At 70.7% G+C, this 26,395-nt stretch carries 28 protein-coding genes; 17 read left to right on the plus strand and 11 right to left on the minus strand.

Annotation, left to right across the window (positions count from 1 at the left end):
- Positions 1 to 234: 234 nt before the first annotated feature.
- The 3 genes from ABZ459_RS34835 to ABZ459_RS34845 are packed head-to-tail and all read left to right on the plus strand — an operon-like array spanning position 235 to position 2,838.
- Entirely contained in the window at positions 235 to 1,320 is a 1,086-nt protein-coding gene (locus ABZ459_RS34835) for a hypothetical protein (protein ID WP_357979483.1), read from the plus strand.
- Positions 1,310 to 1,981, plus strand: coding sequence for a nucleotide-binding protein (locus ABZ459_RS34840; RefSeq protein ID WP_357979485.1), 672 nt, complete (start codon positions 1,310 to 1,312; stop codon positions 1,979 to 1,981). The genes ABZ459_RS34835 and ABZ459_RS34840 overlap by 11 nt, the downstream gene beginning before the upstream one ends.
- 56 nt (positions 1,982 to 2,037) lie before the next feature.
- Complete coding sequence (locus ABZ459_RS34845; RefSeq protein ID WP_357979487.1) at positions 2,038 to 2,838, plus strand: macro domain-containing protein; 801 nt, start codon at positions 2,038 to 2,040, stop codon at positions 2,836 to 2,838.
- A gap of 615 nt (positions 2,839 to 3,453) precedes the next feature.
- Here the strand turns inward: ABZ459_RS34845 and ABZ459_RS34850 are convergent.
- A complete protein-coding gene (locus ABZ459_RS34850) occupies positions 3,454 to 4,029 on the minus strand; it encodes a hypothetical protein (RefSeq protein WP_357979489.1) in 576 nt (191 codons plus the stop codon).
- A 241-nt stretch (positions 4,030 to 4,270) separates the two neighbouring features.
- Positions 4,271 to 4,783 (minus strand): hypothetical protein, encoded by a 513-nt coding sequence (locus ABZ459_RS34855; protein ID WP_357979491.1) that lies wholly within the window; start codon positions 4,781 to 4,783, stop codon positions 4,271 to 4,273.
- Positions 4,784 to 5,207: 424 nt separating this feature from the next.
- Here ABZ459_RS34855 and ABZ459_RS34860 point away from each other — a divergent pair, with 424 nt between their 5' ends.
- Positions 5,208 to 5,714, plus strand: a complete 507-nt coding sequence (locus ABZ459_RS34860) for a hypothetical protein (RefSeq protein ID WP_357979493.1) — start codon at positions 5,208 to 5,210, stop codon at positions 5,712 to 5,714.
- A gap of 128 nt (positions 5,715 to 5,842) precedes the next feature.
- On the opposite strand, the gene ABZ459_RS34865 is transcribed toward ABZ459_RS34860, so the two are convergent.
- Positions 5,843 to 6,073: a hypothetical protein gene (locus tag ABZ459_RS34865; RefSeq protein WP_357979495.1), complete on the minus strand. Its 231-nt coding sequence runs from the start codon at positions 6,071 to 6,073 to the stop codon at positions 5,843 to 5,845.
- Positions 6,074 to 6,328: 255 nt separating this feature from the next.
- On the opposite strand from ABZ459_RS34865, the gene ABZ459_RS34870 reads away from it, so the two are divergent.
- The 8 genes from ABZ459_RS34870 to ABZ459_RS34905 all read left to right on the plus strand — a co-directional run bounded on the left by ABZ459_RS34870 (position 6,329) and on the right by ABZ459_RS34905 (position 14,282).
- Positions 6,329 to 6,649: a hypothetical protein gene (locus tag ABZ459_RS34870; protein WP_357979497.1), complete on the plus strand. Its 321-nt coding sequence runs from the start codon at positions 6,329 to 6,331 to the stop codon at positions 6,647 to 6,649.
- Positions 6,650 to 7,345: 696 nt separating this feature from the next.
- Positions 7,346 to 8,119, plus strand: a complete 774-nt coding sequence (locus tag ABZ459_RS34875; RefSeq protein WP_357979499.1) for an MBL fold metallo-hydrolase — start codon at positions 7,346 to 7,348, stop codon at positions 8,117 to 8,119.
- 113 nt (positions 8,120 to 8,232) lie between these two features.
- Complete coding sequence (locus tag ABZ459_RS34880) at positions 8,233 to 9,126, plus strand: lipase family protein (protein ID WP_357979501.1); 894 nt, start codon at positions 8,233 to 8,235, stop codon at positions 9,124 to 9,126.
- Positions 9,127 to 9,307: 181 nt separating this feature from the next.
- Positions 9,308 to 10,972, plus strand: a complete 1,665-nt coding sequence (locus ABZ459_RS34885; RefSeq protein WP_357979503.1) for a protein kinase — start codon at positions 9,308 to 9,310, stop codon at positions 10,970 to 10,972.
- Positions 10,973 to 11,130: 158 nt separating this feature from the next.
- Positions 11,131 to 11,304, plus strand: coding sequence for a hypothetical protein (locus tag ABZ459_RS34890; RefSeq protein ID WP_352318817.1), 174 nt, complete (start codon positions 11,131 to 11,133; stop codon positions 11,302 to 11,304).
- A gap of 28 nt (positions 11,305 to 11,332) precedes the next feature.
- Positions 11,333 to 11,917, plus strand: coding sequence for a MauE/DoxX family redox-associated membrane protein (locus ABZ459_RS34895; protein ID WP_357979505.1), 585 nt, complete (start codon positions 11,333 to 11,335; stop codon positions 11,915 to 11,917).
- Entirely contained in the window at positions 11,866 to 12,393 is a 528-nt protein-coding gene (locus ABZ459_RS34900; RefSeq protein ID WP_357979507.1) for a TlpA disulfide reductase family protein, read from the plus strand. Before ABZ459_RS34895 ends, ABZ459_RS34900 begins: the two co-directional genes overlap by 52 nt.
- The gene (locus tag ABZ459_RS34905; protein WP_357979509.1) at positions 12,390 to 14,282 is read left to right on the plus strand and encodes an ABC transporter ATP-binding protein; all 1,893 of its coding nucleotides are present in this window, start codon (positions 12,390 to 12,392) and stop codon (positions 14,280 to 14,282) included. The genes ABZ459_RS34900 and ABZ459_RS34905 overlap by 4 nt, the downstream gene beginning before the upstream one ends.
- Here the strand turns inward: ABZ459_RS34905 and ABZ459_RS34910 are convergent.
- The 3 genes from ABZ459_RS34910 to ABZ459_RS34920 form a co-directional block, all read right to left on the minus strand.
- A complete protein-coding gene (locus ABZ459_RS34910; protein ID WP_357979511.1) occupies positions 14,216 to 14,686 on the minus strand; it encodes a S26 family signal peptidase in 471 nt (156 codons plus the stop codon). The two genes, ABZ459_RS34905 and ABZ459_RS34910, sit on opposite strands and share 67 nt — an antisense overlap.
- A gap of 92 nt (positions 14,687 to 14,778) precedes the next feature.
- Positions 14,779 to 15,480, minus strand: a complete 702-nt coding sequence (locus ABZ459_RS34915; RefSeq protein ID WP_357979513.1) for a TetR/AcrR family transcriptional regulator — start codon at positions 15,478 to 15,480, stop codon at positions 14,779 to 14,781.
- Between the two features lie 74 nt (positions 15,481 to 15,554).
- The gene (locus tag ABZ459_RS34920) at positions 15,555 to 16,844 is read right to left on the minus strand and encodes a cytochrome P450 (RefSeq protein ID WP_357979515.1); all 1,290 of its coding nucleotides are present in this window, start codon (positions 16,842 to 16,844) and stop codon (positions 15,555 to 15,557) included.
- A gap of 219 nt (positions 16,845 to 17,063) precedes the next feature.
- Between ABZ459_RS34920 and ABZ459_RS34925 the strand changes: the two genes are divergently transcribed.
- Positions 17,064 to 17,960, plus strand: coding sequence for a cation diffusion facilitator family transporter (locus ABZ459_RS34925; RefSeq protein WP_357979517.1), 897 nt, complete (start codon positions 17,064 to 17,066; stop codon positions 17,958 to 17,960).
- On the opposite strand, the gene ABZ459_RS34930 is transcribed toward ABZ459_RS34925, so the two are convergent.
- Together ABZ459_RS34930 and ABZ459_RS34935 are read right to left on the minus strand one after the other, a co-directional pair.
- Entirely contained in the window at positions 17,939 to 19,198 is a 1,260-nt protein-coding gene (locus ABZ459_RS34930) for a DUF3500 domain-containing protein (protein ID WP_357979519.1), read from the minus strand. The two genes, ABZ459_RS34925 and ABZ459_RS34930, sit on opposite strands and share 22 nt — an antisense overlap.
- Positions 19,199 to 19,217: 19 nt before the next feature.
- The gene (locus tag ABZ459_RS34935; protein WP_357979521.1) at positions 19,218 to 19,925 is read right to left on the minus strand and encodes an FCD domain-containing protein; all 708 of its coding nucleotides are present in this window, start codon (positions 19,923 to 19,925) and stop codon (positions 19,218 to 19,220) included.
- A 66-nt stretch (positions 19,926 to 19,991) separates the two neighbouring features.
- Here ABZ459_RS34935 and ABZ459_RS34940 point away from each other — a divergent pair, with 66 nt between their 5' ends.
- Both ABZ459_RS34940 and ABZ459_RS34945 read left to right on the plus strand, forming a co-directional pair.
- Entirely contained in the window at positions 19,992 to 20,858 is an 867-nt protein-coding gene (locus tag ABZ459_RS34940; protein WP_357979523.1) for a fumarylacetoacetate hydrolase family protein, read from the plus strand.
- A gap of 40 nt (positions 20,859 to 20,898) precedes the next feature.
- On the plus strand, positions 20,899 to 21,762 hold the full coding sequence (locus ABZ459_RS34945) for an AraC family transcriptional regulator (RefSeq protein WP_357979525.1): 864 nt from the start codon (positions 20,899 to 20,901) through the stop codon (positions 21,760 to 21,762).
- Here the strand turns inward: ABZ459_RS34945 and ABZ459_RS34950 are convergent.
- Complete coding sequence (locus tag ABZ459_RS34950) at positions 21,755 to 22,669, minus strand: NAD(P)-dependent oxidoreductase (RefSeq protein WP_357979527.1); 915 nt, start codon at positions 22,667 to 22,669, stop codon at positions 21,755 to 21,757. The genes ABZ459_RS34945 and ABZ459_RS34950 overlap by 8 nt on opposite strands.
- Positions 22,670 to 22,758: 89 nt before the next feature.
- Positions 22,759 to 23,484: an MgtC/SapB family protein gene (locus ABZ459_RS34955; RefSeq protein WP_357979529.1), complete on the minus strand. Its 726-nt coding sequence runs from the start codon at positions 23,482 to 23,484 to the stop codon at positions 22,759 to 22,761.
- A gap of 126 nt (positions 23,485 to 23,610) precedes the next feature.
- On the opposite strand from ABZ459_RS34955, the gene ABZ459_RS34960 reads away from it, so the two are divergent.
- Entirely contained in the window at positions 23,611 to 24,444 is an 834-nt protein-coding gene (locus ABZ459_RS34960; RefSeq protein WP_357979531.1) for an NAD(P)H-binding protein, read from the plus strand.
- Between the two features lie 196 nt (positions 24,445 to 24,640).
- Positions 24,641 to 25,252, plus strand: coding sequence for a DUF664 domain-containing protein (locus ABZ459_RS34965; protein ID WP_357979533.1), 612 nt, complete (start codon positions 24,641 to 24,643; stop codon positions 25,250 to 25,252).
- A 190-nt stretch (positions 25,253 to 25,442) separates the two neighbouring features.
- Here the strand turns inward: ABZ459_RS34965 and ABZ459_RS34970 are convergent, their stop codons facing one another.
- Complete coding sequence (locus tag ABZ459_RS34970; protein WP_357979535.1) at positions 25,443 to 26,354, minus strand: alpha/beta hydrolase; 912 nt, start codon at positions 26,352 to 26,354, stop codon at positions 25,443 to 25,445.
- Positions 26,355 to 26,395 lie beyond the last annotated feature (41 nt).

Here is a 26,395-nt window from a genome sequence, read left to right on the forward strand (position 1 = left end):
CGGCAGCCTCGGCGTGGGATAGCGAAGTCCCCTGGAGTCGATATCGGGGCGGTACTCCGACACGCTTGTGCTGCACGCAGGCGCCGAGCATTGCGTGACATCATACTTACGGGAGTCAATTTTCCCGCAATTCTCCTGGTCCTAGGATCCGTGGTCCTTGCGGTTATCGCTCTCTCTCCGGCACCTCTTCGCGTGATCTTGCCACTGCTGGGGGTCTCGATACTTGTATCGTCAGTGACCACCTTTCTCTTCAAGTTGTCCTACAATCGCGCGATCACCGGCTCGCTGAGCCGTCAATATTTCACGGCCGGCGATGCTCCGGAGCCGCGGAATTCACTCCTGAGGGAGCGTATCCTCGAGATCGACAAGCAGCAGCTCGGAAACATTACGATCTATAAGGGATTCAAGCCGTTTCGTGGGTACGGGAAAGTCATCGGAGGCTGGTCCTTCGCGATAGACATCACAAAACCGAAGGAGTTCGGTGGTAAATGCTCCAGATTCAAGGTGCACGAAATACGTGACTACGTTCGGCGCCAGGTGGAGGCATTGGAGTGGTTGGGGCTTACGGTGGAGGAGCGCATCTTCGTTAGCGGTCGCGACGTTTCGGATTGTGGAACATTCATAGGACAGGATGGCAGGCCGAGGGCGACGGTCGCGGGCCGTGAGATGCGGAGCTTGCTGTCGGAGCTGGACAACCGGGCTCGGCCTTACACGGTGATCCGCCTGCTGGGGTGGGATGGCGAGTTGGCGCTAACAATCTTCCTGCGCTTCGTAATCGTGAAGCGTAACCTGTTCATTGAGGCAAGTCATTCGATTCTCACGCCATTGCGCGACTCCTTCCGAAGGCATGACCAGGTCAAGAGGGTGGAGGGATGGGGGTATCTCGGCCTGGCGCTGCGATCAATACGGCTTTTCAGTAGACCGCTATCGGGATTCGCCCATCTGGGGGAACGGCGAGATGACAGGCGGGCGCTCGCAGGCGCAGCAGATCGTTTTACTGGCTCCGACTTTGATTACGGCGCCTTTTTCAGTGCCCGTGAATGGGCTAGCGACGAGCGTTATCAACGCTATTTCCAGAAGCTGGACAGCGAGATGTATACGAAGGTCGTCGAGCAGCGCATATTCGATGCACTTGTGCATTTTCTAGATGAGCGCCACATCGACACGGGAGAGCTCGTACAGCGGCAAACCACGATCCTTAACAATGGCGTGATGGTGACTGGCAACGGCTCCATCAACGCGGAGAATGTCGCAGGTGGTTCAGGGGCGCATGCCGGTCACGGTGGACAGAAGGGTGGAGGGCAACCCAGTGGAACGTAATAATGGGGTTCACATCAGTGGTGGTGAAGTCAACGCGGTGAACATCGCGGGTGGACCCGGTGCATATGCGGGAAGCAGGGAAAGCAAGGCCAGTGCGCGACGGCGTCCTGACCGAGTTTTCGAAGATAAGGAAAGGAACGTATTCGTCATTCATGGACGCGATGAGGAGTTCAGAAGGCGCATCTTCGACCTTCTGCGTCGCATGGACCTGAATCCTCTTGAATGGGAAACGATGGTGGACGCCCTGGGCCACTCCAGTCCCTATCTCGGTGAAGTGCTGGATCACGCGTTCACGATGATGCAGGCGGCTCTCGTCCTGATGACACCGGATGACATGGTGCGTCTCCATCCCGATCTGGCAGAGCCTTACCAGGATCGGTCGACGGAGTGCCAGCCGCGTCCCAACGTGCTGTTCGAGGCTGGGATGGCCTTCGGAAAATGCCCAGAGCGCACCGTGCTCCTCTATGCGGGGCGCATGCGCGCCGTGTCGGACTTTGGTGGTCGCAACTACGTGGCATTCGATGGTTCCGTCCAGAGCGTCAACAAGCTCAAGGTGCGCCTACAAACTGCAGGATGCGCCATACGCGATGCCGGCAGCGACTATCTGGATACAGACCAGCTTCGCGACCTTGGCACCTACACGCGTCGTCCACGCGGATGAACGGTCTACGGCTGGTCGGAGGTACTTCGCGCGGCCGATCACTGGCCATCAGCCACATGCTCATCGCATTCGGTCTGATCTCCGCGGTCGTGCAGTTCGTCGGCCAGGTGTTCGGACTGAAGTTCGCCCAACCTGGGTTGCTTACGGCGGCATCCCTGGGCCTCTGCATCGTGTGGGGGCTCGTCCGCGCCTACCCGCGCAGCAGTATTGAGCACCAGTTCACGCACCCCAACATGACTGTGCGGATCAAAATTCAAGACCTATTGGAGGAGGACGCCGATCTAGTTGTGGGCTTCAGCGACACGTTCGACACCGATATCGAGGATGATGCGGTCATCAACAGATCGAGCCTGCAGGGTCAGCTCCTGACTCGCATATACGGGGGCGATCGATCGCGGCTGGACGATGATTTAAAAAAGGCGCTGGCGGCCGTCACTCCAGTGAGTGTGGAGTCGAGATCGGCTAAGCCTAAAGGCAAGCTGAAGCGCTACCCCATCGGTACGGTCGCAGTCATCGGTCCGCCGAATCAGCGAATCTACTGCGTCGCCTACAGCCGCATGAGCAACGATTTAAGGGCGCATTCGTCGATGAACGACCTCTGGGTGAGTCTGGATCGCCTATGGGAGGCGATTGCTGCCAGAGGGCAGCTAAGTCGGGTAGCGATTCCGATCATGGGGGCCGAACTCGCCCGAATCTACGCGCTTGACCGAGAGAATCTACTTAAGGTGAGCATTCTGTCGTTCATGGCGCGTTCACGCCTGCAGGCGGTGTCCAGAGAGCTAGTGGTCATCATCCGACCCCAGGACGCCGAGAAAGTCGACCTGCTGGAGATGCGGGCCTTCCTGGCGGCCCTCTGAAGAGATCAGTTATCCGGCACCACCTCACCTTGCCGGACGGGTGGCGCTGGACAAGGGAACGATCTCCCGGGCGAGGTCCGGCTAGAGAGGCTGGGGACGGGCAGGCAAGGCCGTACGCTCTTGGGCGAATCGCCCATTTCCCTCAGCGGCAACCCAATGACCGTGCATCGGCTTCTCGCTGCAAGAGGTCGTAATTGCTGTGGCTCTCCTCCGGCTACGGGGCCTGCGGCAGTGCATAAGCGGCAACACTCCTGGCAGCAGATGGGAGCAGGGTGATTGCTGCAGATGGAAAGCGGAAGGTCAGGCTGCCGCGGGGCTTCCGTTCCTCGGGCCTGACGGCCCTGCAGTACAGGTCCCATGGCCGCCGGAGGAGCGGGCAGGTCACTTGCGGCGGTGGTGCTGCACAGCAGAGAAGTGGAGCACCGGGACCGCGCTGTGGCTCACTCTGACATCTTCCAGGACATGCCCAAACAGAACTTAAGTCTCTCCAGCTCGTCTCTGGCTCCCGTTTGCAAGTAGGAAGTTGGGAAGCGGGACGGCTTGCTTGCGGGAATCAGAGGTGAATGCAGCTGTAGCGGCAATGGTTCCTTCGTCTGACTTCCCACGGGCGCGCCCTCAGACCAGACCTTCATTGTGAGGAGCTACCTCTTCCCCCAGACGCTCGATGTATCCGAGTAGGTTCGAGGTGATCTTGTCCAGCACGAGCGGGGCATACGCCGCGATGTCGGGCAATGTGGAGATGGGGCCCAGCGGCGGTTCAGGCAGCTTGCCTATGTGGTACCGGTTGAGGTAATTGATAACCTCATCCTTACGATCGTAGGCCTGTAGCGGATCCGCGTCTGCATAGTTGTGTGCGTCGGTCAGATGCACGAACTTGTTTCCGAACCCATACACGGCATTCACCCAGCTGTTGGCGTGGGTAGCGATGTCGATCATTCGTCGGTCGGAGATGCGCCCTCGCTCGTCCTTGAATCCGTTTCCGGTAACGCAGGATGCCAAAATGCGGTCCCGTGTATCTGGGTTGTTAAGTAGGTAGATGACACGGATCATGGAGTCGAGCTCCATGCGCAGCACGCTGCCGGCAATTGCCCACCAGCCCCGTTCCAACGCGATCTCCATGGCTTGGTGATGTTCCTGCGAACGGGCTTTGACCGTCCTGTAGAAGGTGTGAAAGTCCTCGACTGCCGTCACAACAGAAATGTTATGAGCTGGAGTCGATTCCCGCGCTCCGTCGTGGATCCCGTAAGGGAAGTGCGATCAGTCACTGCTCGCACGGCGGAAGGGGCCGTGCCTGCTGGGCGGGACGATTCATAACGTCGCGGTTCAATGAGTCCTGCGCATGGCCAGTCGGCTGGCCTGCGTGGACCGTGCACAAGCGAGCCCATGACCGGCGCAAGCCCGCTGCGTCCATGCCCGGAGGAACACCCATCGATCACGGTTTGCTGCCCGCTGCGATCTTGCCGACGATCGCGCCGGCAACGGATGCCACTCCGCGCACCAAGGTGCGCCACCATGTGCCAGGCCGGTTGGCCCAGGCGATGACCGGGTCCGTGTGCTGCGGCAGCAGGACGACGAACTCGCCCGAGGGCTGGGCGACTCGTGCGATGCCGATGGGGTCATGGGCGGCGAGCAGGTCCTTCACAGCTTCGGCACCGTCGGTGATGTGGTCGAGGTGTGCATGAACGGCGACTCTGTCCGCCGGCCCGTTGACCCAGATGGCGATTGGGGCGCCGTTCCGCAGTGCGTTGAGGAGCCGGGTCCGCAACGGGCCGGGTACGGCGGTCAGAACCTTGTCATGCAGGCGCTCTTGCCCGCAGGGAACGGTGGACACCGCCGCGGCTCGTTTGCAGCGCGGGCAGGCTTGGGCGCTGCTGGTCCTGAAGTGGTGCCGGTAGACCACTATCTGTTCTGCCGGGATGCCGCATAGCGTGGCGTGGGCTCCCATCGCATGCTCCGCTTCGGGGGAGCGGCCGTGTTCTGCGGCGGCGAATCGGGCCGGTCCTCTCGCGGAGGCGAACGACCAGCCCGCGCCTTCCCCGGTCATCGTCCACCGCCGCCTTCAGGCTCGTCTTCGGCCAGGGCGACTTCGATCCTGCCCCGGGCAATGTCCACCCTGAGTGATGCCACGGTGAAAAGCGCTCGCTTCGGAAGAGTGCCGTACATGCCCGTCAGGGTGGCACCGCTCTCGGTGGCAGGGCAACGCATGATCGCGGGCCATGAGCGGACCATCAAGGGCGGTCAACAGCGAGTGGTCACGGTCACTCGCGGACTGCTGCTCGCCCAGGTCGGGGGCGTTTCTCCTGGTGATCCGGCCGATTCGCCGGACGGTTCGGTTTCTCTCCACGGATGGAGCCTGCAATGATCAGCGGATGGAGTTGGAGCTCGAGCCGCCGCACGGGATCGGTCCGCTGCGGCTCGGGATGACGCTGGATGAGGCACGAGCGGCGCTCGAAACGTTGGCTCCGCTGAAGCCGACCCCTTACGGTGAGCTGGCCGTGCACCTGACGAGCGGGCTTGGGTTCAGTGTGGGCTTCGGGGCGGGGCCGACGCGGGACCGGGTGAATGCGATCGAGGTGTGGCGTCCGCACGAGCGCGACGTGGTGCGATACCGCGACGTCGACATCTTTGGCTTGCCCGCGCTGGAGGTCGTGGAGCGGCTCCGAAGCCACATCGAGCTCACGCCGAACGAAGACGATGACGGGTTCACGGCGCGAGCGTCATACCTCGCGTTGTGGCGACCGTTCGCAGCCGATGACGACCCAGATGAGGCACAGGGGCACTTCTTTCAATCGGTGCTCGTGGCCCGGCCGGGCTACGACGACACTCCCGCCGAGGCAGCGGCCCGGCTGGCCGCTGGGGGCGAACCCGGCTACTGATCAACCCAGGACCGTGCGTTCGCCTCGCTCTGCTGGAGAGGGCGCATCATGATGAGGCCGATGGTGGCCGATCTTGCTGACAACGTCCCTGGATACCGATGGACGTTCGTGGAAGGACTGGCTACAGATCAGATGTGCTCCCCAGTCTGACCACCCTGGAGTTCGTCAAGGCCTCGCCGGCAGACAGCCCACTGAATGTTCTCGCTGCCGGCATCAGCGAGAATCACGCTCGCGACGATCGCGTCATGACAGGGAGGGGTTCCGTGCTGGCTGCAACCGCCTCTGGCAGCCGTACTGGTGCGCTTCTTGTACCAACTCGAAGGTTGAGGGGAGAGGATCTCCACGATGGTCGAATTCATGCCCCTCAATGTAGGAAACCGCGTCCGACAGTGCGAGAGGCCACATCCAGCGATTGGTCATCGCCCGCCGGCTCGCCAAGTAGCTCCTGACGCCGCGACCCCGTCTCCCATCGCAGGGAGGCGGGGCTCGTTGTTCCGCGGGCTGTGTGTGACAGGCCCTCATTACTATCGTTACGGATAGTAGTTGATTAATCACTCTATGCTTATGGTTGGGGTTGGGTGGCATTCGCGCCCGTTTTCGAAGGGAAACCGATCATGCGACGCATCCCGATCGCACTGGCCGCCCTCGCCGCCGCCGGCGCCGTGGCGATGGCCCCGCTCACCACAGCCCAGGCCGCCTCCGCTGTCTCGCTCAACGCGCCGATGGCGCGGGCGGGCGAGGTCTTCACGTGTCAGGAGGTGGACGCGCAGCTGCCGGACGTCTTCGCCCGCGGCTGCGACACCGGCCACTGGGGGCCCGTTTCGAACTTCCTCATCAACTCCAGGGACCGGACCGTCTACCACTGCGCCACCGGCTGGGCCGAAGGCAGCCTGTGGGTCCGTGGCCAAGACTGCCGGCGGCTCCAGAGCTCCTGACCGGCTGACGGTTCAGACCGATGGCCCCAACCGTCGTGGGCGCGTGGGGGAGTCCGTCCGAGAAGTGCGTGAATCGCTGGGACTGGTGACTGCATCGTGAGCGCCGCCGGTCCGGCGGCGGCCGGGAGCGGCCCGAGAGCCGCACCCGGCGGGCCGATCCGCCAGGCAGCGCCGAGCACTCCCGCCGGCCCTCCGCACGCGCCTCGCAGGCGTACCCGGCGGGGCCGTCGGGGGAGCCGAGGGCGTTCGGGCCCTTCCCGCCGACGCGTGTCGCCGACACCGCCACCGCCCAGGCCCACGCCGAGGAATGGAAGCGCCGCTCCTGCGGCGTTCCGGATCTCGCGCCACCTCTGGGCGGGCGTGGTCATCGGCGCTTCGCGTCTCCACCTACTGGGGTCAGGGCCGGCAGCCGGTACGTCGCCCGCATCGGGCACAAGAGCCCGCTTGCCGAGCGCGCCTCCTGACCGGCCTGGTCCGAGGGGGGAGCCGTGGCGATGAAAGCCCGGCTCCGGGCGGGCCTCCGGATCTTCCCCCCGCACTCCCGCGGCGCCCGCGAAAGCCCCCATGAGGTCGCCGCAGCCCAAATCCCCGGCTCTCCATCCTGCTGCCGGTCGGCATGTGCGACGCCAAGTCCCTCGGCAGCCTGACGCAGGGCATCCCTCCCTGCCCACGTCCCCCGTGACGGAAAGGAACCGCATGCGGTTGCATCTCATCGGCACTGGATCGATCTTCACCGACCGGATGAGCGCGAGTGCGCTCATCGACGGCACGCTCCTCATCGACACACCCAACGGCTCGGTCAAGGCGATGCGCCGCGGCGGGATCGACCTGACGGCCATCGACATCTGCCTGATCACACACTTCCACGCCGACCACTTCTTCGACATCATCTTCCTGCTCATGGAGCAGGGGCTGCTGCGCGAGCGCGACCGTGAGCTCGTCCTGCTCGGGCCCACCGGGCTGGAAGAACGCATCCGGCACCTGTTCCAGATCAGCTATCCGGGCACCTGGGAGACCGTCGAGCCCAACCTGCGGCCGCGATTCGTCGAGTTCGGCCATGACGGCGGCCGATGGCAGGGCCCCGGCCAGGGACGCGACTACCTGGTGCGGGCCCTGCCGGTGCAGCACACCACGCCGATCGCGCTGGGTTACGCCGTCACCGACGACGAGTCCACCACGCTGGGCTACACCGGCGACACCGTGTACTGCCCGTCGGTGGAGGACCTCGCGGCCACCGGCGCGGTCGTGGTGCTCGACACGTCCTTCCGCACCTCCAGGGCCGGCCACATGGGCCTGGACGACGTGGAGGCCCTGGCCGGACGCTGGCCCGACCGCACCTTCATCCCGACCCACCTGGGCGACGACGTCACCGGTTCCGACCGGCCCAACATCGTCTTCCCGGCCGACGGGCAGACCTTCACCCTCGACGCGAGCGGCCTGACCGGCAGCCCGTCGCGACCGGGCCGCTGAACGTCCGAGCACGTCGACATGGAAGGCGGCATACCCGCACAGCGCGGACGCTTGGTCAAGCAGCGGGTACGGACAGTGACGACAGCTCGGAGCGCTTCACACGGGGGACGTCCATGACCGCGATCACCTTCGACCACGCCGCCACCGGCTACACCCTGGCCCAGGCCCGCCGCCTGGCCCACGCCGCCGCCCTGGCCTACAGGGACGAACCCGAGATCCGAGCCACCGCCAACGGCTGGGGCTTCGACCGTGTCAGAAGCTTCCGCGTGCCGCACGCCGCGCCGTTCCCGCTGGAGGACACCCAGGCGTACGTCGCGGCCAGCGACCACATGATCATCGTCGCCTTCCGCGGCACCCAGCCCGAGGAGCTGCGCGACTGGCTCTCGGACGCCGACACCCTGCTCACCCCGTACACCGCCGCCGACGGCAACATCCACGCCGGCTTCTACCGCGCCCTGGACGTCGTGCACCCCGCCCTGCTGCACACCCTGGAGGAGTGGCACACCTCGCGCCAGTCGCTGTGGTTCACCGGGCACAGCCTCGGCGGCGCGCTGGCCATGCTCGCCGCCGCCCGTACCCACTTCGAGGACCCCACGCTGCTCGCCGACGGCGTGTACACCTACGGCCAGCCCCGCACCTGCTGTCCCAAGCTCGCCGCCGCCTACGACCAGGCCTTCGGCGGACGCACCTTCCGCTTCGTCAACAACAATGACATCGTCGCCCAGCTCCCGCCCGCTCCGCTGTTCCACCACGTCGCCGAAGAACGGTACTTCGACACCCACGGCAAGCTGCACGACAGGATGCCGACCGTGACCGGCCTGATCGACCGGTTCGCCGGGGCCACCGCCGACCCGCTGGCCCCCGGCGCCGACGGCATCCGCGACCACTTCATCAACGCCTACCTGGCCAGGTTCGACGCCGCCGAGCAGGCGGGGACCTCTCCGGCCGCCGGCCGGAAAGCGAAGTCCGGCCGCGGCGGTGCGCTGAACGGCCTGCTGCCCGAGTAGGCCCGGCGCCCCGGCCGGACGGTGACGACCGTCAGGTGCCGCCGAGCCCGCCGCACCTGACGGCCCGAACGCCGCCCCGATGCCGCCCGGACATCCCAATGGTCCGGGTGCTCCGCAGTGACTTGACCCACTGTGTGTGGCATTGAGGAGATCTTGCCGGCGAACGCTAGGGTGAGATCTCGTGCAGTCGCTCACGCCGGAAGACTTATCGTGGATCGGCCCCTATCAGCTGGTCGAAGTGCTGGGGCGAGGCGGTCAGGGAACGGTCTACCTGGGCCGGGCGCCGTCCGGCGAGCAGGTCGCGATCAAGGTGCTGCACGCCGATGCCGCGGCGGACGAGAACGCACGCCGCCGCTTCCTGCGCGAGGCCGAGGCGGCCCGCCGGGTCGCCGCGTTCTGCACCGCGCGGGTGCTGGACACGGGCCTGGTGGGCGGTCGGCCGTACATCGTCAGCGAGCACATCCCGGGGCCGTCGCTCGACCTGCTGGTCAGGACCGAGGGGCCGCGTTCGGGCAGCGGGCTGGAGCGGCTCGCGGTGGCCACGCTCACCGCGCTGGCGGCCATCCACCGGGCCGGGATCGTCCACCGCGACTTCAAGCCGCACAATGTGATCATGGGCCCTGAGGGGCCCGTGGTGATCGACTTCGGGATCGCCAGGGTGACCGCCCAGACGGCCACGCACAGCGTGATGGGCACCCCCGTCTACATGGCGCCGGAGCAGTTCGGGGGAGCGCCGATCACCCCGGCGGCCGACCTGTTCAGCTGGGCGGCCACCATGGTCTACGCGGCCACCGGGCGGCAGGCCTTCCGCGGGGACACCTTCCCCGCGATCATGCACGCCATTCTGACCCGCGAACCCGACCTGTCGTCGGTGCCGCCGGAACTGCGTCCGGCGCTGGCGGCCTGCCTGGTCAAGGATCCCACGGCCCGGCCGGACGCCGCCGCCCTGGTACGCCGCCTGACCGGCGACGAACCTCCCGTCCCGACGGCGCCGCACGGGCCGCCTGGATGGGGCGTCCCTCCCGGTCCCCCCGGCGACGGCGACGGTGGCGGCCGGTCGAAGCGGATCGGCCTGGCCGTCGGCGCCGGAGCGGTCGCTCTGGTGCTGGTCGTGGTGGGCGTACGAGCCGTGGCCAAGAACGCGGTACGGGGAGCGCTGTCGAGCGGCCGCCCCTCCACCGCTGCCTCCTCCCCGCAGCCGAGCCCCTCTGACACGCCGGCGCCTTCCCGGACACCTTCGCAGACGCCTTCCCAGACCGCTTCGGAGAAGCCGCGCGAGGACCCGTTCACCCCCGCCGACCTCGACAAGGAGAGCACGGACCCGACCCCGATCACGGCCGACGCCCTGCTCCCGCAGTCGTTCACGAGCGCCATGGGGGTGCGTTTCAGCCGTAAGGCGGCCGGGGTGGAGGACTGCCCGAGCCCGTGGCCCGTCGCCAGGGTCAAGTCCGCCCTGCGCAAGGCGCGCTGCGACGACATGGCCGTGGGCGTCTACGTCAGCTCGGGCGCCCCCAAGGGACGCGTCATGGTGACCGTCTGGGTCGTCCCGCTGAAGGACTCGGGCCGGGCCGGCGCCGCGTACGGAAGGCTCAAGAACGTCTACGCGCAGGAATGGGGCATCCGGTGCCCGCAGACGGGTCCGGGGTCGACCGGAATCTGCTACACGTCGAACTGGTGGGACGTGCAGCTCTACTCGTGGACCGGGCAGCGCGGCCGGTACGTGATCCGCACCCTGGCCGTCTACACGAACCTCACCCGAGCCGCCGCCGCGGCCAAGTGGCTCAAGGACGCCTCGCGCGCGGCGTTCAAGAAATCGGGCCCCCTGGTTCACCAGAACGGACAGTGAACGACACCGACGGCCTACGTGCGCATAAAGATCAGATCCGAAATGTCAAGATCACTTGCTGCTCAAAGCCAACTCCAGTCTCAGCCGATCTCTCCGTTAACTCCGGTCTCTTGCTGGGCGACGTTGATCGCGTAAAGATCCCCACGCAAGGAGCTGCCATGATCCGCGCACTCAACCAGCTGGGAGACCGCCTCCTCGACAAACTCCTCCCCTCGGCGAACGCGTCGGCCGCGTGCTGGACCGACTGGTGCTGCCAGGGCAAGTTCTGCCGGACCTGCTGCTACCACGACTCCAGCGGCACGGTCAGCTGCGGCAGCTTCGACTACTGCTGACGCCCCCTCCCGATCTCCCATGACAGCCATGCAGTACGTCGCGCTGGCCTGCCGGGTGGCGCTGGGCGTGGTCTTCCTGGTCGCGGTGGCCGGCAAGGTGCGCGGCAGGTCCGCGTTCGCCGGGTTCCGCGGGTCCGTGCGCGGCCTGGTCCCCCTGGGGCCGCGGGCCGTCACGGCGCTGAGCGGCGCCGTCGTCCTGGCCGAAGGGTGCGTCGTCGTACTGCTGGCGATCCCCGGGACAGTGCGGGCCGGCATGATGCTGGCCGGCACCGTCCTGGTGGGTTTCTGCGCCGGCATCGTCAGGGCGATGCGGTCGGGCTCCACGACGCCGTGCCGGTGCTTCGGCGCCGCCGGGACGCCGCTCGGCCGCCGCCACCTCGTCCGCAACGCCGGGCTGCTCGCGCTCGTCGCCGCCGGGCTCGTGCCGGGGCACGCCGCACCGCATCCGGCGGGCGTCGCCCTGAGCGTGCTGGCCGGCGGCGTCCTCGCCGTCATCGTGATCTTCTTCGACGACCTCGCCGACCTGTTCGCCGCACAACCGCGTCACCCTGAGGAGCCCGCATGCCCTATCTCGTCGCCGCCGTCGTCATCGTCGGACTGTTGTGCCTGGTGAACCTGGTGCTGACCCTGGCGGTGATCCGCCGCCTGCGCGCGCACACGCTGCGGCTGTCGGAGCTGGGGCCGACGCGTCCCCCGACGGTGCAGCCGGGCACGACGATCGGCGAGTTCAGCGCGACCGCCGCCGACGGCGGGACCGTGTCGCGCGCGTTCTTCTCGGGGGTCTCCGTGGTGGCGGTGTTCTCCACCGAGTGCGCGTCCTGCCACGAGCTGCTGCCGGAGTTCACGTCCTACCTCGCCGACACGCGTCCCGAGCGCGTGCTGGCCGTGGTGACGGGCGACCCGGAGGAGGCCCGGCGGTTCACCCGCGAGCTGACCTCGGCCACCGTCGTCGTGGAGCCGATGGGCGGCCCGGTGAGCAGGGCGCTGCAGGTCTCGCAGTTCCCCAGCTTCTTCCTGGTCGACGGCGACGCGGTGGTCGTGGCGGCCGACACCGCCCCGGGCAGGCTGCCGGCGGTCACCCGCCGATGACCCCTCCCGCCGGGCCCGGCGGGGCCGCCCGGGGACGCGGTGCGCGCGCGGCCGTGGCGCTCGCCTGGCGGGCGCACCCGGCCGCCGTCCTGGGGTCGGGGATCGCGGTGCTGCTCATGGGCCTGGTCCCGGTGGCCGCGGCGTGGCTGACCAAGCTCGTCCTCGACGGCCTGGCCGCCGGGGCGGGGCCCGCCGAACTGCTGCCGCCCGGCGTGGCTCTCGGCGTGACCGGCCTGGCCGGCGCGGCCCTGCCCGCGGTCGCGGAGTACGCCCAGGAGCAGCTCCGCCGCGCGCTCCAGGTGCTGATCCAGGACCGGCTGTTCCAGGCCGTCAACGCCCATCCGGGGTTGAGCCGGTTCGAGAACCCGGCCTTCCACGACCGCGTACGGCTGGCGCAGGAGGCCGGTCAGAACGCGCCGCAGCGGATCGTCCGCTCGACCCTGGGGATCGCCCAGGGAGCCGTCACCCTCGCCGGGTTCACCGCGGCGCTGGCCGTGCTCGCGCCGGGGATGATCGTCGTCGTGGCGCTCTCCGCGATCCCCTCGGTCCGCGCCCAGCTCGACCTGTCCCGGCGCCGCGCGGGCATGATGTGGGGCGTCAGCTCCAGGGCCCGGCGGCAGATCTTCTTCGCCGGGCTGCTCACCAGCCCCGACGCGGCCAAGGAGATCCGCCTGTTCGGCCTCGGCGACCTGCTGCGCGGCCGGATGCTGGCCGAGCTGCGCGCGGTCAACGCCGCCGAGCAGGGGCTCGCCCGCCGAACCCTGCGCACCCAGGGAGCGTTGTCGCTGGTGGGGGCGGCCGTCGCGGCGGCCGGCCTGCTCTGGGCGATCATCGCCGCCGCGTCGGGCGCGCTGAGCGTCGGCGACGTCGCCGTGTTCGTCGCGGCCGTGGCCGGGGTGCAGTCGGCGCTGGCGTCGATCGTCGGCCAGTCGGCCGACGCGCACAACGCGCTGCTGATGTTCGGGCACTACCTCGACGTGGTCGCCGACCCGCCCGACCTGCCCGTGCCGGGGCGGCCGCGGCCCGTCCCGGCGTTGCGCGAGGGCATCGAGGTGCGCGACGTCTGGTTCCGGTACGACGAGAGCCATCCGTGGGTGCTGCGCGGGGTCGACCTCTTCATCCCCCGCGGCGGCTCGCTGGCCCTCGTCGGCCTGAACGGCGCGGGCAAGAGCACCCTGGTCAAGCTGATCTGCCGGCTGTACGACCCGGTGCGCGGGTCCATCCTCTGGGACGGCGTCGACCTGCGCGAGACGGACCCCGCCGAGCTGCGCGGCCGTATCGGCGCGGTGTTCCAGGACTACATGTCCTACGACCTGACCGCGGCCGAGAACATCGGGCTCGGCGACGTCGCGGCGATCGGCGACCGGGAGCGGGTCGAGGCCGCCGCCCGGCTGGCCGGCGTCCACGAGACGGTGGCCGCGCTGCCGCGGGGCTACGACACGCTGCTGAGCCGGATCTTCTTCGGCGACCGGGACGACCCCCAGGCCGGAGTGGTGCTGTCCGGCGGTCAGTGGCAGCGCCTCGCACTGGCCCGCGCCCTGATGCGGAAGGGCCGCGACCTGCTCGTGCTGGACGAGCCGAGCTCCGGCCTGGACGCGCAGGCCGAGCACGCCATCCACCAGAGCCTGCGCCGCCACCGCGCCGGAGGCACCAGCCTGCTGATCTCCCACCGGCTGGGCGCGGTCCGGGAGGCGGACGTGATCGTCGTGCTCGCCGAAGGGCGGATCGCCGAGCAGGGCTCGCACGCGGAGCTGATGGCGCTCGGCGGGGAGTACGCGAGCCTGTTCACCCTCCAGGCCCAGGGCTACGAGCCGGCCGCCCCTCAGGGCTCGCGGGCAGGCGACAGCGCCCGGACGACGACGCCGAGCACCCGGTCGAACGGCACGTAACCCCACACCCGCGAGTCCTCGCTGACCGGCCCGTCACCCAGGACCACCAGCCGGCCCGCCGGGACCGTGTCGCCGGGCGACGCCCCCACCCGGCCCGCGACCTCGGGCGGAACCGGGTCGCCCGGCACGGCCACCGCCCGCTTGATGAACCACATGGCCGCACCCGGCGCCGGCAGCGGCCCGGTACGCCACTCGCCCCCGGGCGGCGACGTCTGCAGCACCACGACCTGACCGCGCCCGACGCCCGCCCCCGTCGTCCGGCGGACGAGCACCCGGTCGCCGGTGCGGTAGGTCGGCAGCATGCTCGCCCCGCTGATCCGGACGATGACCAGGCGCCGCCGGGCGACGACCAGCCCGGTGGCGAGGGCCGCGATCGGGGCCAGCAGGATCAGGACACGCCGCACGACGCCCTCCCAAGTCGATCATCACCGGAGACTGCCGACACTAGCGCCGGATCTGCCCGCCGGACAGCCCGTACCGCCCCCGAAGGGGCTGCTCACCTCGCGGCCGGCTGCCTGGCGGGCTCGGGGTGGCCGGGGTGGTCGAGGCCGGCGGTGAGCTGGTCGATCGCCGTGTCGATCCGCCGTCCGAGCAGGGCGGTGTCCGGCGGCCCCGCGGCGGCCGCGGTCTGCCGGAGCCACTGGTCGAGGACGACGCGCAGCGCCGTCAGGGCCGCGGCCGCGCACAGCAGGGGATAGCCGGTGTCGCCGGGACGCCCGGGGGCGGGGTGGCCGATGTGCTCGGCGATCGCCTCGGCCAGGGCCTGTTCCTGCGCGGCGAGCACGGCCAGTTGCTGGGGCACCAGCGTGGGCGCCGACCGGACGAGCTGCAACGCCCGGACGTGCTCGCGGCCGGCGGCGTCGCTCTCGTTCATGACCGTCAGCACGGCCTCGCGGAAGGCGCGCAGCACCGGCTCGGTCCGCGGCCGGGCCCTGAACCGGGCGATGAGCTCCTGCGCGGCGGCGGCCAGCGGGGCCACCACCGCCTCCTCCTTGCTGGAGAAGTAGTTGAAGAACGTGCGCAGCGCGATGTCGGCCTCGCCGGCGATCTGCTCGACGGTCACGTTCTCGACGCCGTGGCGCAGGGCCAGCCGGAGCGCCGCCTCGCGGAGGGCGGCGCGGGTGGCCTGCTTCTTGCGTTCGCGGCGGCCGACGGCCGGCGACGCGGGCTCCCCGCCGCCCGATGCGAGCTGAACCACCCCGGCCTCCTCTGCCACGGTCCTCATTATGGGCGCCGGCGAGGCGACGGGGCTCCGGCGCACGTCGCGCCCGGTCAGGACCAGGCGACGGGCAGGGAGTGCACGCCGAAGATGAGCATCTCGTTGCGCACCGGCACCTGGTCGGCCGGCACCCCCAGCCGCAGGTCCGGCAGGCGGGTGATCAGCTCCTTGAGGCCGATGCGCATCTCCACCCGGGCGAGCTGCTGGCCCAGGCACTGGTGCACGCCGTGCCCGAAGGCCAGGTGCGGGACGCGGGCGCGGTTGACGTCGAAGCGGTCGGCGTCGGGCCAGTGGCGGGGGTCGCGGTTGACCTCGGGCGTGGCGATCACGACGGTCGCGCCGGCGGGCAGGTCGGCGCCGCCCAGCGTGACGGGCTCGGTCGTGACGCGGCTGACGCCGAGCTGGATGATGCTCAGGAAGCGCAGCAGCTCCTCGACCGCGTTGTCGACGAGGGACGGGTCCGCCCGCAGGGCGGCGAGCTGGGCGGGGTGCTCCAGCAGGGCGAAGGCCCCGAGCCCCAGCATGTTGGCGGTGGTCTCGTGGCCCGCGCCGAGCAGGACGAGGGCGACATCCACGAGCTGGGCGTCGGTCAGCGGCGGGTCGGCGTCGTGGACGAGCCCCGACAGCAGGTCGTCGGCCGGCTCGGCGCGCTTGGCGGCCACCAGCCGCTGCATGAACGCGTACAGCTCGACGCCCGCCACGGCCCGCTCCTCGTCGGTGGAGTTGGCGTTCAGCCCGACGGAGGTGCGTTCCTGGAACTCGGCGCGGTCGGCGTAGTCGACGCCGAGCAGCTCGCAGATGACCAGGGACGGCAGCGGCAGCGCGAACGACGGCACGAGGTCGGCCTGCGTGCCGGCCGCCTTCATCGCCTCGATGTGCTCGACCGCGATCTCGGTGACCCGGGCCTCCAGCTCCCGCATGCGCCGTACGGTGAACTGGCCGGTCAGCAGCCGGCGGATGCGGGTGTGCTCGGGCGGGTCCATGAACACGAAGAAGCCGTCCTCGCGGCTCTCGACGGACGGGCCCGCCGGGAGGGCGCCGGCCGCCTGCTCGGCCACCTCGTGCGGCTGCAGCGACGTGGCCTCGCGGTGGCGGACCCGGTCGGCGCTGAAGCGGGCGTCCGACAGGACGGTGCGGGCCTCGTCGAAGCCGGTGACCAGCCACGCCCGCGCGCCGTTGAGCAGCTCCACCGGCCGGACCGGGTCCTGGCCGCGCCGCTCCCGCAGGCCCGGCGGCGGGTCGAACGGGCACCCGCCGCGCTCGACCAGGTCGGCGGGCAGGATCCGGCGCATCGCCGTGGGGCTCGCGCCGGGGGAGTCGTCGGTCAGGCTGCGGTCGCTCATCGGCACGTCCTGTTCTCTCGGGTGCGGGCCGTTCCACCCTACAAAGATGCACGACGCGCATCAATGCACGTTGTGCATGTCCATTCGGACGCCGGATCAAGGTGTGCCCGCGGGCCCACGGGGCAAAGGCACGCATCCGACAGCTCACCCGCACGGGAGGAACGTGATGACGCGACAGCCTGTACGAGCACCGGTTGCGGCACCGGTTGCGGGGACGGCGTGAGCGGTAAGGGCTCGCAGGAGGCGACCTACGCGGCGCTGGCCGCCAACCTGGGGATCGCCGTGACCAAGTTCGTGGCGTTCTTCTTCACCGGCTCGTCCTCGATGCTCGCCGAAGGCATCCATTCCTTCGCCGACTCGGGCAACCAGGGCTTGCTGCTGCTCGGCCAGTCCCGCGCCAAGCGCGGGCCCACGCCGTCCCATCCCTTCGGTTACGGACGCGAGCGGTACTTCTACGCCTTCCTGGTCTCGGTCGTGCTGTTCTTCGGCGGCGGCCTGTTCGCCCTGTACGAGGGTTACGAGAAGATCAGCCACCCGAAGCCGCTGGAGAGCTGGCCGTGGGCGATCGGGGTGCTGGTGGGCGCGATCGTCATGGAGGGCCTGTCCCTGCGCACGGCGGTGCGCAACGCCAACCGGGCCCGCCGCGGCCGGTCGTGGGCGCGCTACATCCGCGAGGCCAAGGCCCCCGAGCTGCCCGTGGTCCTGCTGGAGGACACCGCCGCCCTGCTCGGGCTGGCCTTCGCCCTCATCGGGGTCACGCTCGCGCTGGTCACCGGCGACCCGGTCTACGACGGCATCGGCTCGATCGCCATCGGCGTGCTCCTGATCATCGTGGCCGTCACCCTGGCCACCGAGACCAAGAGCATGATCATCGGTGAGTCGGCGTCGCCGGAGGTCCAGCGGGCCATCGAGGAGGCCCTGCGCGAGGACGACGCCGTCGCCTCCTTCACCCGCCTGCGCACCCTGCACCTGGGCCCGGAGGAACTGCTCGTCGCCGCCCGCGTCACCGTCGCCGACCAGGGGGACGCCGTGGCCGAGGCACTGGCCAAGGCTGAACGACGCATTCGCGAACGCGTCCCGATGTCCACGGTCGTCTACCTCCAGCCCGAGTCCTGACCCGCCCGCCACTGCCGGACCCACGAGCGGCCGTAGTCGTTGCCGTGCGGCGTGCGCAGCACGGTGTGGACGTGGAACGGCTTGGGCGTGTCGTAGTCGAGGAAGACGCCGCGGTGGTGGTCGAGCTCGGCGACGATCACCGGTGACTGCAGCCGGTAGTAGAAGACGTCGCCCGGCCGGTGGCCGCCGATCCAGCAGAACCAGGTCTCGTCGAGGTGCGCGGCGATCTCCCGCAGCCGGGCGGCGCGCGGCCCCGCCGGGAGCAGGCCGACGAACGACTCCGCGACGGCCAGCGCGCGCTCCCGGGCCGGCGCGGGCATGGCGGCGACCCGTACGCCCTCGAACGGGATCACGCGGTTGTCCTGGAACGCCCCGGCCAGGTGGCGTTCGTCCCCCGGGTGCACCCGTCCCTCGGGCATCGCCGGGTCGACCATGCGCTCGTAGACGACGGCCTGCCGGCGCTGCTCCTCGGGCAGGGCGGCCATCAGCCGGAGGCCGCGGGCGACCCGGTCGGCGAACAGGTCGCGCAGGCCGGCGTGCGGACCGGCGTCGATCTCGTCGGGCTCGGCGCCGAGGAACACCGGCGACAGCGCCATGCGGCCCTCGACGACCAGGCAGTTGAGCGCGCAGTGGTGGCCGTAGAGCTGCCAGCCCCAGGGGGCCCGCGGGTCGGGCGTGCCGTAGAGGGCGAAGTTGTAGCTGAACTCGTTGAGTATCGTCTCCAGGCCGACGACCTCGCCCAGGAAGCCGTTGACCCGCATCACCGCGCGGACGAGCCGGCCGCCCTCGGGCGAGAGCGAGGCGGCCACCAGCGCCAGCGCCTTCTCCCTGACGGCCGGCGGTCGCAGGTCCAGCCGCAGGCCGGTGTCGAACTGCATGAACTCCGGATTGGCCCAGGTCTGCCAGGCCACGGCGTCGACCTCGTGCGAGAGGCGTTCGCGGCCCTCGTCGTCGAGGCAGGCCAGCAGGTCGCGGGCGGCCGACACCATCGCGGCGACCGGCGCCTCCTCGCCGGGGGCGGCCGGTGTCAGCGGGTACAGGCCGTCCCGCAGGACGCCGTCCTCGGTGACGCCGCGGAAGTCGTTCCCGTACAGCGGGGTCCAGCCCTCGATCAGGCCGCCGGTGAACGTCCCCGGTCTCCTGGCCAGCTCGCGGTAGGCGTAGGGGTCGAGGCCGCGTACGCCGGCCAGCCGCGGGTGGTCGTGCGGGAACAGGTACTGGCGGTACTCGCCGGGCATGAGGGCTCTCCGGTCTGTCTCAGGCGGTGGTGTTGTGCCGGGCGACGGCGTCCCGTACGGCGCTCTCGTCGCCGGCCGCGATCGCCTCGACCAGGTCGGCGTGGATCTGGTGGCGCAGCTCGCGGTAGCCGGCGCCGGCCGCGTCGTCGGGGCGCGGGGACGCGGCGCCCAGATGGCCGAGCGTGCCGATGTAGACGGCCCGGGCCATGGCGTTCGGGCTGATGGCGGCGATGCGCTCGTGCAGGGCCCAGTTGGCGCGCATGAAGGCGTCCCAGCCGGGCGCGGCGCGCAGCCGTCGCAGCAGGCGGCGCAGGTCGGCGACGTCCCGGCGGGTGCGGTGGCGGGCGGCGCCGACGTCGATCAGCTCCTCCAGGTGGTCGCGCAGCTCGACGGCGTCGGCGACCGTGCCCGGCTCCTCGGTGACGCCGAGCAGGGTGTGCCGCAGCCGCACCACCGGGCCGGGGTCGGCGACGAACAGCCCGCCGCCGCGGCCCGGCCGGATCTCCAGCACGCCCCGGTCGCGCAGCAGCCGGACGGCCTCGCTGACCGTCGCGTAACCGAGGCCCGTCTCCGCGCGCAGCGACTCCAGCGTGCCGACCGGCTCCCCGGGACCCAGCCCGCGCGATCTGATCCGGTCGTCGAGCGCGGCGGCCAGCCGCTCGGCCCGCGTACCCGCGCCCTGTCCGAGCGCGGCGGCCGGTTGTCCGGGCGAGGGGTGGTAGGGCATAGTCCGGATCCAATCACAAAACCTGCGAACCTTTAGCAGGTTTTCGCCGCCTTGAGGAGATGAGCGATGAGGATCGTCGGGATCCGCCGGAACGCCGCCGGGGGCGTCGAGGCGGGCGCGTTGTCGGCCGACGGGGCCGAGGTCGCCGTGCTCGCCCCGCTGGAGCGGTTCTGGGCGGGCGCGGCCGCGTTCCTGGCCCGCGAGCCGGACGGGGAGCGGGTCCCGGTCGCGTCGGTCACCCTCGTGCCGCCGGTGCTGCCGGAGGCCCGGGTGATCTGCGTCGGGCTGAACTACCTCAGGCACGTCGCCGAGGGCTCCTACGCCGGGGAGGGCGTGCCGCCGCACCCGACGCTGTTCGCCCGCTGGACGCGGTCGCTGACCGTGGGCGGCGTCCCGGTGCCGGTGCCCTCGGGCGAGGACGGCCTGGACTGGGAGGGCGAGGTGGTCGCGTACGTAGGCGCGCCGCTGGTGGACGCGGACCCGGAGGAGGCACTGGCCGCGGTCGCCGGTTACTCGGTCTTCAACGACCTCACCGCGCGCAGGGCGCAGAAGCTCACCAGCCAATGGATCCTCGGCAAGAACGCCGACCGCTCCGGCCCGCTCGGCCCGCTGGTGCCCGCGTCCGAGGTCGGTGACCTGCGTGCGGGGCTGCGGGTGCGGACCCGGGTGAACGGCGAGGTCGTCCAGGACGGGCGTACCGACGAGATGGTCTACGGCGTCGGCGACACGCTGGCCCTGATCTCGCGCACGTTCACGCTGCGGCCCGGCGACCTGCTGGCCACCGGCACGCCCGCCGGGGTCGGCTACGCGCGCACCCCGCCGTGGCTGCTGCGGCCCGGCGACGTCGTCGAGGTCGAGGCCGAACGCCTCGGCAGCGTGCGCAACCCGATCGTCGGCAACGACGCGCGGGCGCTGACCGCGCCGCAGGGGTGAGGCCTGGCTCGACGGCCGGCACTGGGCCGACACTGGGGTGGTGGAGACACGACCTGTCCGCGGCGGGGCGGGGCGGCCGGGACACCGGTTGCGCTTCGGCCCGGCCGCCGAGGGCATCGAGCGGCTGGCGGCCTCGCTCGTCGGCGAGGCGTTCGCGCCCCACCGCCACGACACGTACGCGATCGGCGTCACGCTCGCCGGCGTGCAGACCTTCCGCTACCGCGGCGAGCTGCGGCGATGCCTGCCGGGGGAGTGGCACGTCCTGCACCCCGACGAGCTGCACGACGGGGCCGCGGGCACCGACGCGGGCTTCGGCTACCGGATCTTCTACGTCGACCCGTACCTGATCCAGGAGGCGCTGGGCGGCCGGGCGCTGCCGTTCGTCGCCGACCCGGTCGTGCGGCCGGAGGGGATGTCGCCGGTGTTGCTCGCCTGGCTGCGGCACCTGGACGAGCCCCTGGAGGAGCTGGCCCGGCTGGAGGTGGCGCTGCTGGTCGCGGCGGCCCTGGAGTGCCACGCCGACGTCCCCGTCCGGCGGCGGCGCGACCCCCTCGCGGTCGAGGCGCTGGCACGGGTGCGCGAGCTCATCGCCGCCGACCCCGCGACCCGGCACCCGGTGGCCGAGTTCGAACGCGTCTCGGGGCTCGACCGCTGGACGATCGCCCGCCAGTTCCGCGCCGCCTTCGGCACCAGCCCGACCCGGTTCAGGACGATGCGGCAGCTCGACGTCGCCCGGCGGGCGATGCGCGGCGGCCTGCCGCTGCGGGAGGCTGCGCTGCGCGCGGGCTTCGCCGACCAGAGCCACCTGACCCGCATGTTCAAGCGCGCCTACGGGCTCACCCCCGGCGAATGGACCGCGGCCCTCGCCTTGACGCCCGGCGAATGGACCCCGGCGCTCACCTGACGCCCGGCGCGTCCGCCGCGGCGCTCACCTGGCGGCCGTCGGTCCTGGCCTCGATCGCGCGGACCACGGCCACCATGTCCAGCGTGCCGTGCCCGAGCGCCAGGGTCTCGGCGAACAGCGCGTGGCAGACGTCGATCAGCGGCGAGGCCACGCCCGACGCCCGCGCCGCCCCGGCGATGAGCCGGTTGTTCTTCAGCACGTCGGCGATGGCCGCCTGGGCGGCGAAGTCGCCGTCCAGCAGCTTGCGGACCTTTCCCCGCGACACGTCGCTGGCCATCGGGCCCGAGTCGAGCACCTGGGCGAACCTGTCCAGGTCCAGGCCGTGCCGGGCGGCGAAGTGCGCGGCCTCGGCCAGGCCGCTGACCATGGTGATCAGGAAGATGTTCACCGCCAGCTTCATCAGCAGCCCGCCGGGGACCGGGCCGCACGCGATCGTCCCCGCGCACATCGGCGCGAGCAGGGGGCGTACCTCCTCGACCGCCGCGGGCTCGCCGGCCAGCATCGCCACCAGCCGCCCGGCCTCGGCCGGGCCGCGCGAGCCCGACACGGGCGCCTCGACGTAGTCGCCGCCGGCCGCCCGCACCGCCGCGCCCAGGTCCGCCGAGTACGCCGGGGACGTCGTGCCCATGTGCACCACGATCCGCCCCGCGACCATGGACGCGAACCGCGGCGTGCCGCGCCCGAGCACCGCGTCCACGGCGGCCTCGTCGGCGAGCATGAGCAGCACGACCCTGGCCTGCGCGAAGACCTCGTCCGGGCTCGCCGCCACCCGCGCGCCGGCCGCCCGCAGCGGCTCGCACCCGGCGGCCGTACGGTTCCAGACCACGACCGGTGTGCCCGCCCGCACCAGGTTGAGCGCCATGGGCCGGCCCATGATCCCCAGTCCGATGAATCCCGTTGCGGCCATCCGCCCTCCCGCTCTCCGTGTCCCGCCGCCACCGTTGTAGCGGCAGGGACGGGCTCCGGTCTTGAACGGTTGTGCGGCTCCCGCCGGTGTCAGGGCGTGGTGACGTCGAGGTCGACGCTGGAGACGCCGAGCACGCCGTCGATCTCCAGCAGCTCGGTGATCAGCACCTCGACCGGCCCCGCGCCCTGGACGACGAGCCAGATCGAGATCGACTCCCGGTCCTTGCCCGGGTGGTCGCGTTCCAGGGTGAGCTCGGCGATGACGAAGCCCCTGTCGCTGCACAGCGCCAGCACCCGCCGGAGCGCGCCGTGGCGGTCGAGGTAGGTCAGGTGCAGGCGCGACTGGGCGTACTTCGAGCGGGGCAGCCGGGCGCTGAGCGGGGTGAAGGCGAACAGGACCAGGAAGTGGCCGGCGGTGACGGCGACCGCCAGCAGCCACAGTCCGGCCCCGGCGGCCATGCCGACCGCGCAGGTCAGCCAGACCACCGCGGCGGTGGTGAGGCCGCGCACCGCGTCCCGGCGGACGAAGATCAGGCCGCCGCCGATGAACCCGATGCCCGACACGATCTGCGCGGCCACCCGGGAGGGGTCGAGCGTGACGTTGTCGCCCAGGACGTCGGCGAAGCCGTACTTGGACACCAGCATGATCAGCGCGGAGGCGAAGCCGACCAGCGTGTGGGTGCGCAGGCCGGCGCTCTTCTGGCGGACCTCGCGTTCGAGCCCGATGGCAGCCGACAGCAGCAGGGCCAGGCCCAGTTCTCCCAGCTGGGTCCATCCTTGCCCGGCCAGTGCCGCCGTGGCGAACGCCGTCCCCATTTGCCCAGATGTCCCCGGCGTGGGTGGCTCTCACACCTTCCCCGATTGAAGTTAGTTGTCTGACTTAGTTTCTGTGCTACGGTTCTTCTTAGTCAGGCAACTAACTAATGACTGAGGAGAACCACCATGTTCGTTGTCACGGGCGCCACCGGGAACGTCGGCCGCACGCTGGTCCGCCTGCTCGCCGAGCAGGGCCACGAGGTGACCGCCGTGTCGCGCCGCATCACCCCGTCCGACGTGCCGTCCGGCGTGCGCGCGGTCGCCGCCGACCTGTCCCGTCCCTCCGCCGACCTGCCGGCCGCGTCGGACGCGGTCTTCCTGCTCATCGGCGGCGACCTGATGATGGCCGGGGACCCGGCCCGCGTGGTCGCCCCGTTCGCCGGGGCCGGCAGGATCGTCCTGCTCTCCTCCCAGGGCGTGGCCACGCGCCCCGACTCCGTCTCGCACGGCAAGTCCTTCGCCGCCTTCGAGCACGCCGTCATGAACTCCGGCGCCGAGTGGACGATCCTGCGTCCGGGCGGCCTGGCCTCCAACGCCTACGCCTGGGCCCCGTCCGTCCGGTCCGGCCGTGAAGTGGCCGCGCCCTTCGGCGACGTCGGCCTGCCGATCGTCGACCCGGAGGACATCTCGGCAGTGGCCGCCGCCGTCCTCACCGAGCCGGGCCACGCTGCCGCGACGTACGAGCTGACCGGGCCCGCCCGCACCACCCCGCGCGAGCGGGCCGCGGCCATCGCCGAGGCCATCGGCGAGCCCGTCACCTTCACCGAGCAGTCCCGCGAGGAGGCCCGCGCCCAGATGCTCACGTTCATGCCGGCCCCCGTCGCCGACACCACCCTCGACATCCTCGGCACCCCCAACGTCCGCGAGCGGACCGTCAGTCCCGACGTCGAGAAGATCCTCGGCCGGGCCCCCGGCACGTTCGCGGGCTGGGCCCGGCGCAACGCCGCCGCCTTCCGCTGACCCCCGGCGACGAACGCGGCACCGCGCGTACGGCGAGACGGGCGCGGTGGGGTGTGGCCCGTTGGGCACCCTGCGGTGCGGTGGGCACAGCGCGTACGGCGAGACGGGCGCGCTGCGGTGGGCGCGGCCTGCGGGAGGGCGTGGCGCGTGGGAAGGGCGCCGGTTTTTGTCGGTGGCGAGTCCTACGGTGGTCTGCATGACCGACAGTGACACCCCCTGGGAGCCGCCCATCGCGGGCAGCGAGGCCGAACACCTGCTCGGGACGCTCGACCGCCTCCGCACGACCTTCCGCTGGAAGGCCGACGGCCTCGACGTCGAGGGGCTGCGGGCCCGCGTCGGCGCCTCCGCGCTCACCCTCGGCGGCCTGCTCAAACACCTGGCCCTGGTCGAGGACCATCTGTCCACCGTCAGGCTGACCGGCGCCCCGCTCGGCGAGCCGTGGGAGTCGGCCGACTGGAACGGCCCCGACTGGTCGTTCACCTCCGCCGTGCACGACAGCCCCGCCGACCTCTACGCCCTGTGGGACGACGCGGTCGAGCGCTCACGCGCCCGGATCGGCGCGGCGCTGGCCGACGGCGGCCCGGCGCGGCTCGTCCACCTGTCCTGGCCCGACGGCCGCCACGCCAGCCTGCGCCGCCTGCTGTGCGACCTCATCGAGGAGTACGGCCGCCACACCGGCCACGCCGACCTCCTCCGCGAGGCCGTCGACGGCCTGGTGGGCGAGGACCCGCCGGCCGGCTGGAAGCCCCGGGGCGCGGCCGGTCAGGGAGATCCCTCGCCGCACGGCTCCGCCGCGGCCGATCGGTAGCCCCGCACGGTCCGCGCGGGACCGCACGGCTCGCGTGGCTCGCCGCGCGGGGCCACACGGCTCGCGTGGCTCGCGAGGGTGCGCCGGGAAACTGTCGGGAACGCCGGAGAAGCCGGGAACGCCGGGGAACTGTCGGGAACGCCGGAGGAGCCGGTGGCGGCGGGCGTCACCGGCTCCGGGGCTCGGCCCGTCAGGTGATCGGGCAGGTGTCGCGGTACTCCTCGATCGCGGTCCCGCGCGGGGCGGGGCACAGGAACTGGTCGTAGCGGGTGTCGTCGTCGACGAACCGCTTCAGCCAGGCCACCATCGACTTGGCCATCGTGGTGTTGGTGACCTGCGGGAAGAAGTGCGAGGCGCCGTTCAGCTCCAGGTACGCCTTCTCCACCGACGACGGGATCGACTGGTAGAACGGCTCGGAGTGGGTCGCCACCGGCGCGATCGTGTCGGCCTCACCCCCGATGATCATCGTCGGCACCCGGAGGCCCGACCAGCTCTTGGTGAGGTTCCACGGCGCGAGCGGCACCGCCGCCTGGAGCGACGGGCGCGCGTCGGCCGCCTCCAGCGTGCCGCCGCCGCCCATGGAGTGTCCGGCCACCGCGAGCCGGGACGGATCGATCCTGCTCCGCACGGCCGTCGGGCTGCCCGAGGTCAGGTAGTCCAGCGCGGCCAGGAGCTGGCGGCCGCGACTGGCCGGCTGGTCGTAGATCGTGGTGGTCTCGATGCCGATCACCACGAACCCGTGCGAGGCGATCCGCGGCCCCAGCCAGGCGAGGCTGGACCAGGTCGCCGTGTAGCCCGGCGAGATGGCGATCGCGCCGAAGGTGCCCTGGCTGGTGTCGGTCGGGTAGTAGACCGTCCCGCCGCCGAAGCCGGAGACGCTCAGCCGCGAGACGCTGAGCTCCGCGGTCGCGAACGGGCCGCGCGCGGCTTCCAGGACCGCGCTCGTCGGGTCGGGGCCGCGCTCGTACGGGCCGGCCGCGTGGGCGGCCGGGGCCGTCGCGACGCCGCCGGCGAGCAGCGTGACGGCCAGGGCGAGCTTGGTGAACGTTCGCGCGCCGAAGTGGGGGGTGGAGAGCTGCACGTCGTCGAACTCCCTGCTCATCGGGGGTGACTGCTGTCTGTCGCCATTGTCGGGACACACTG

Source organism: Nonomuraea sp. NPDC005692 (genome assembly GCF_040631115.1).
GTDB lineage: Bacteria > Actinomycetota > Actinomycetes > Streptosporangiales > Streptosporangiaceae > Nonomuraea.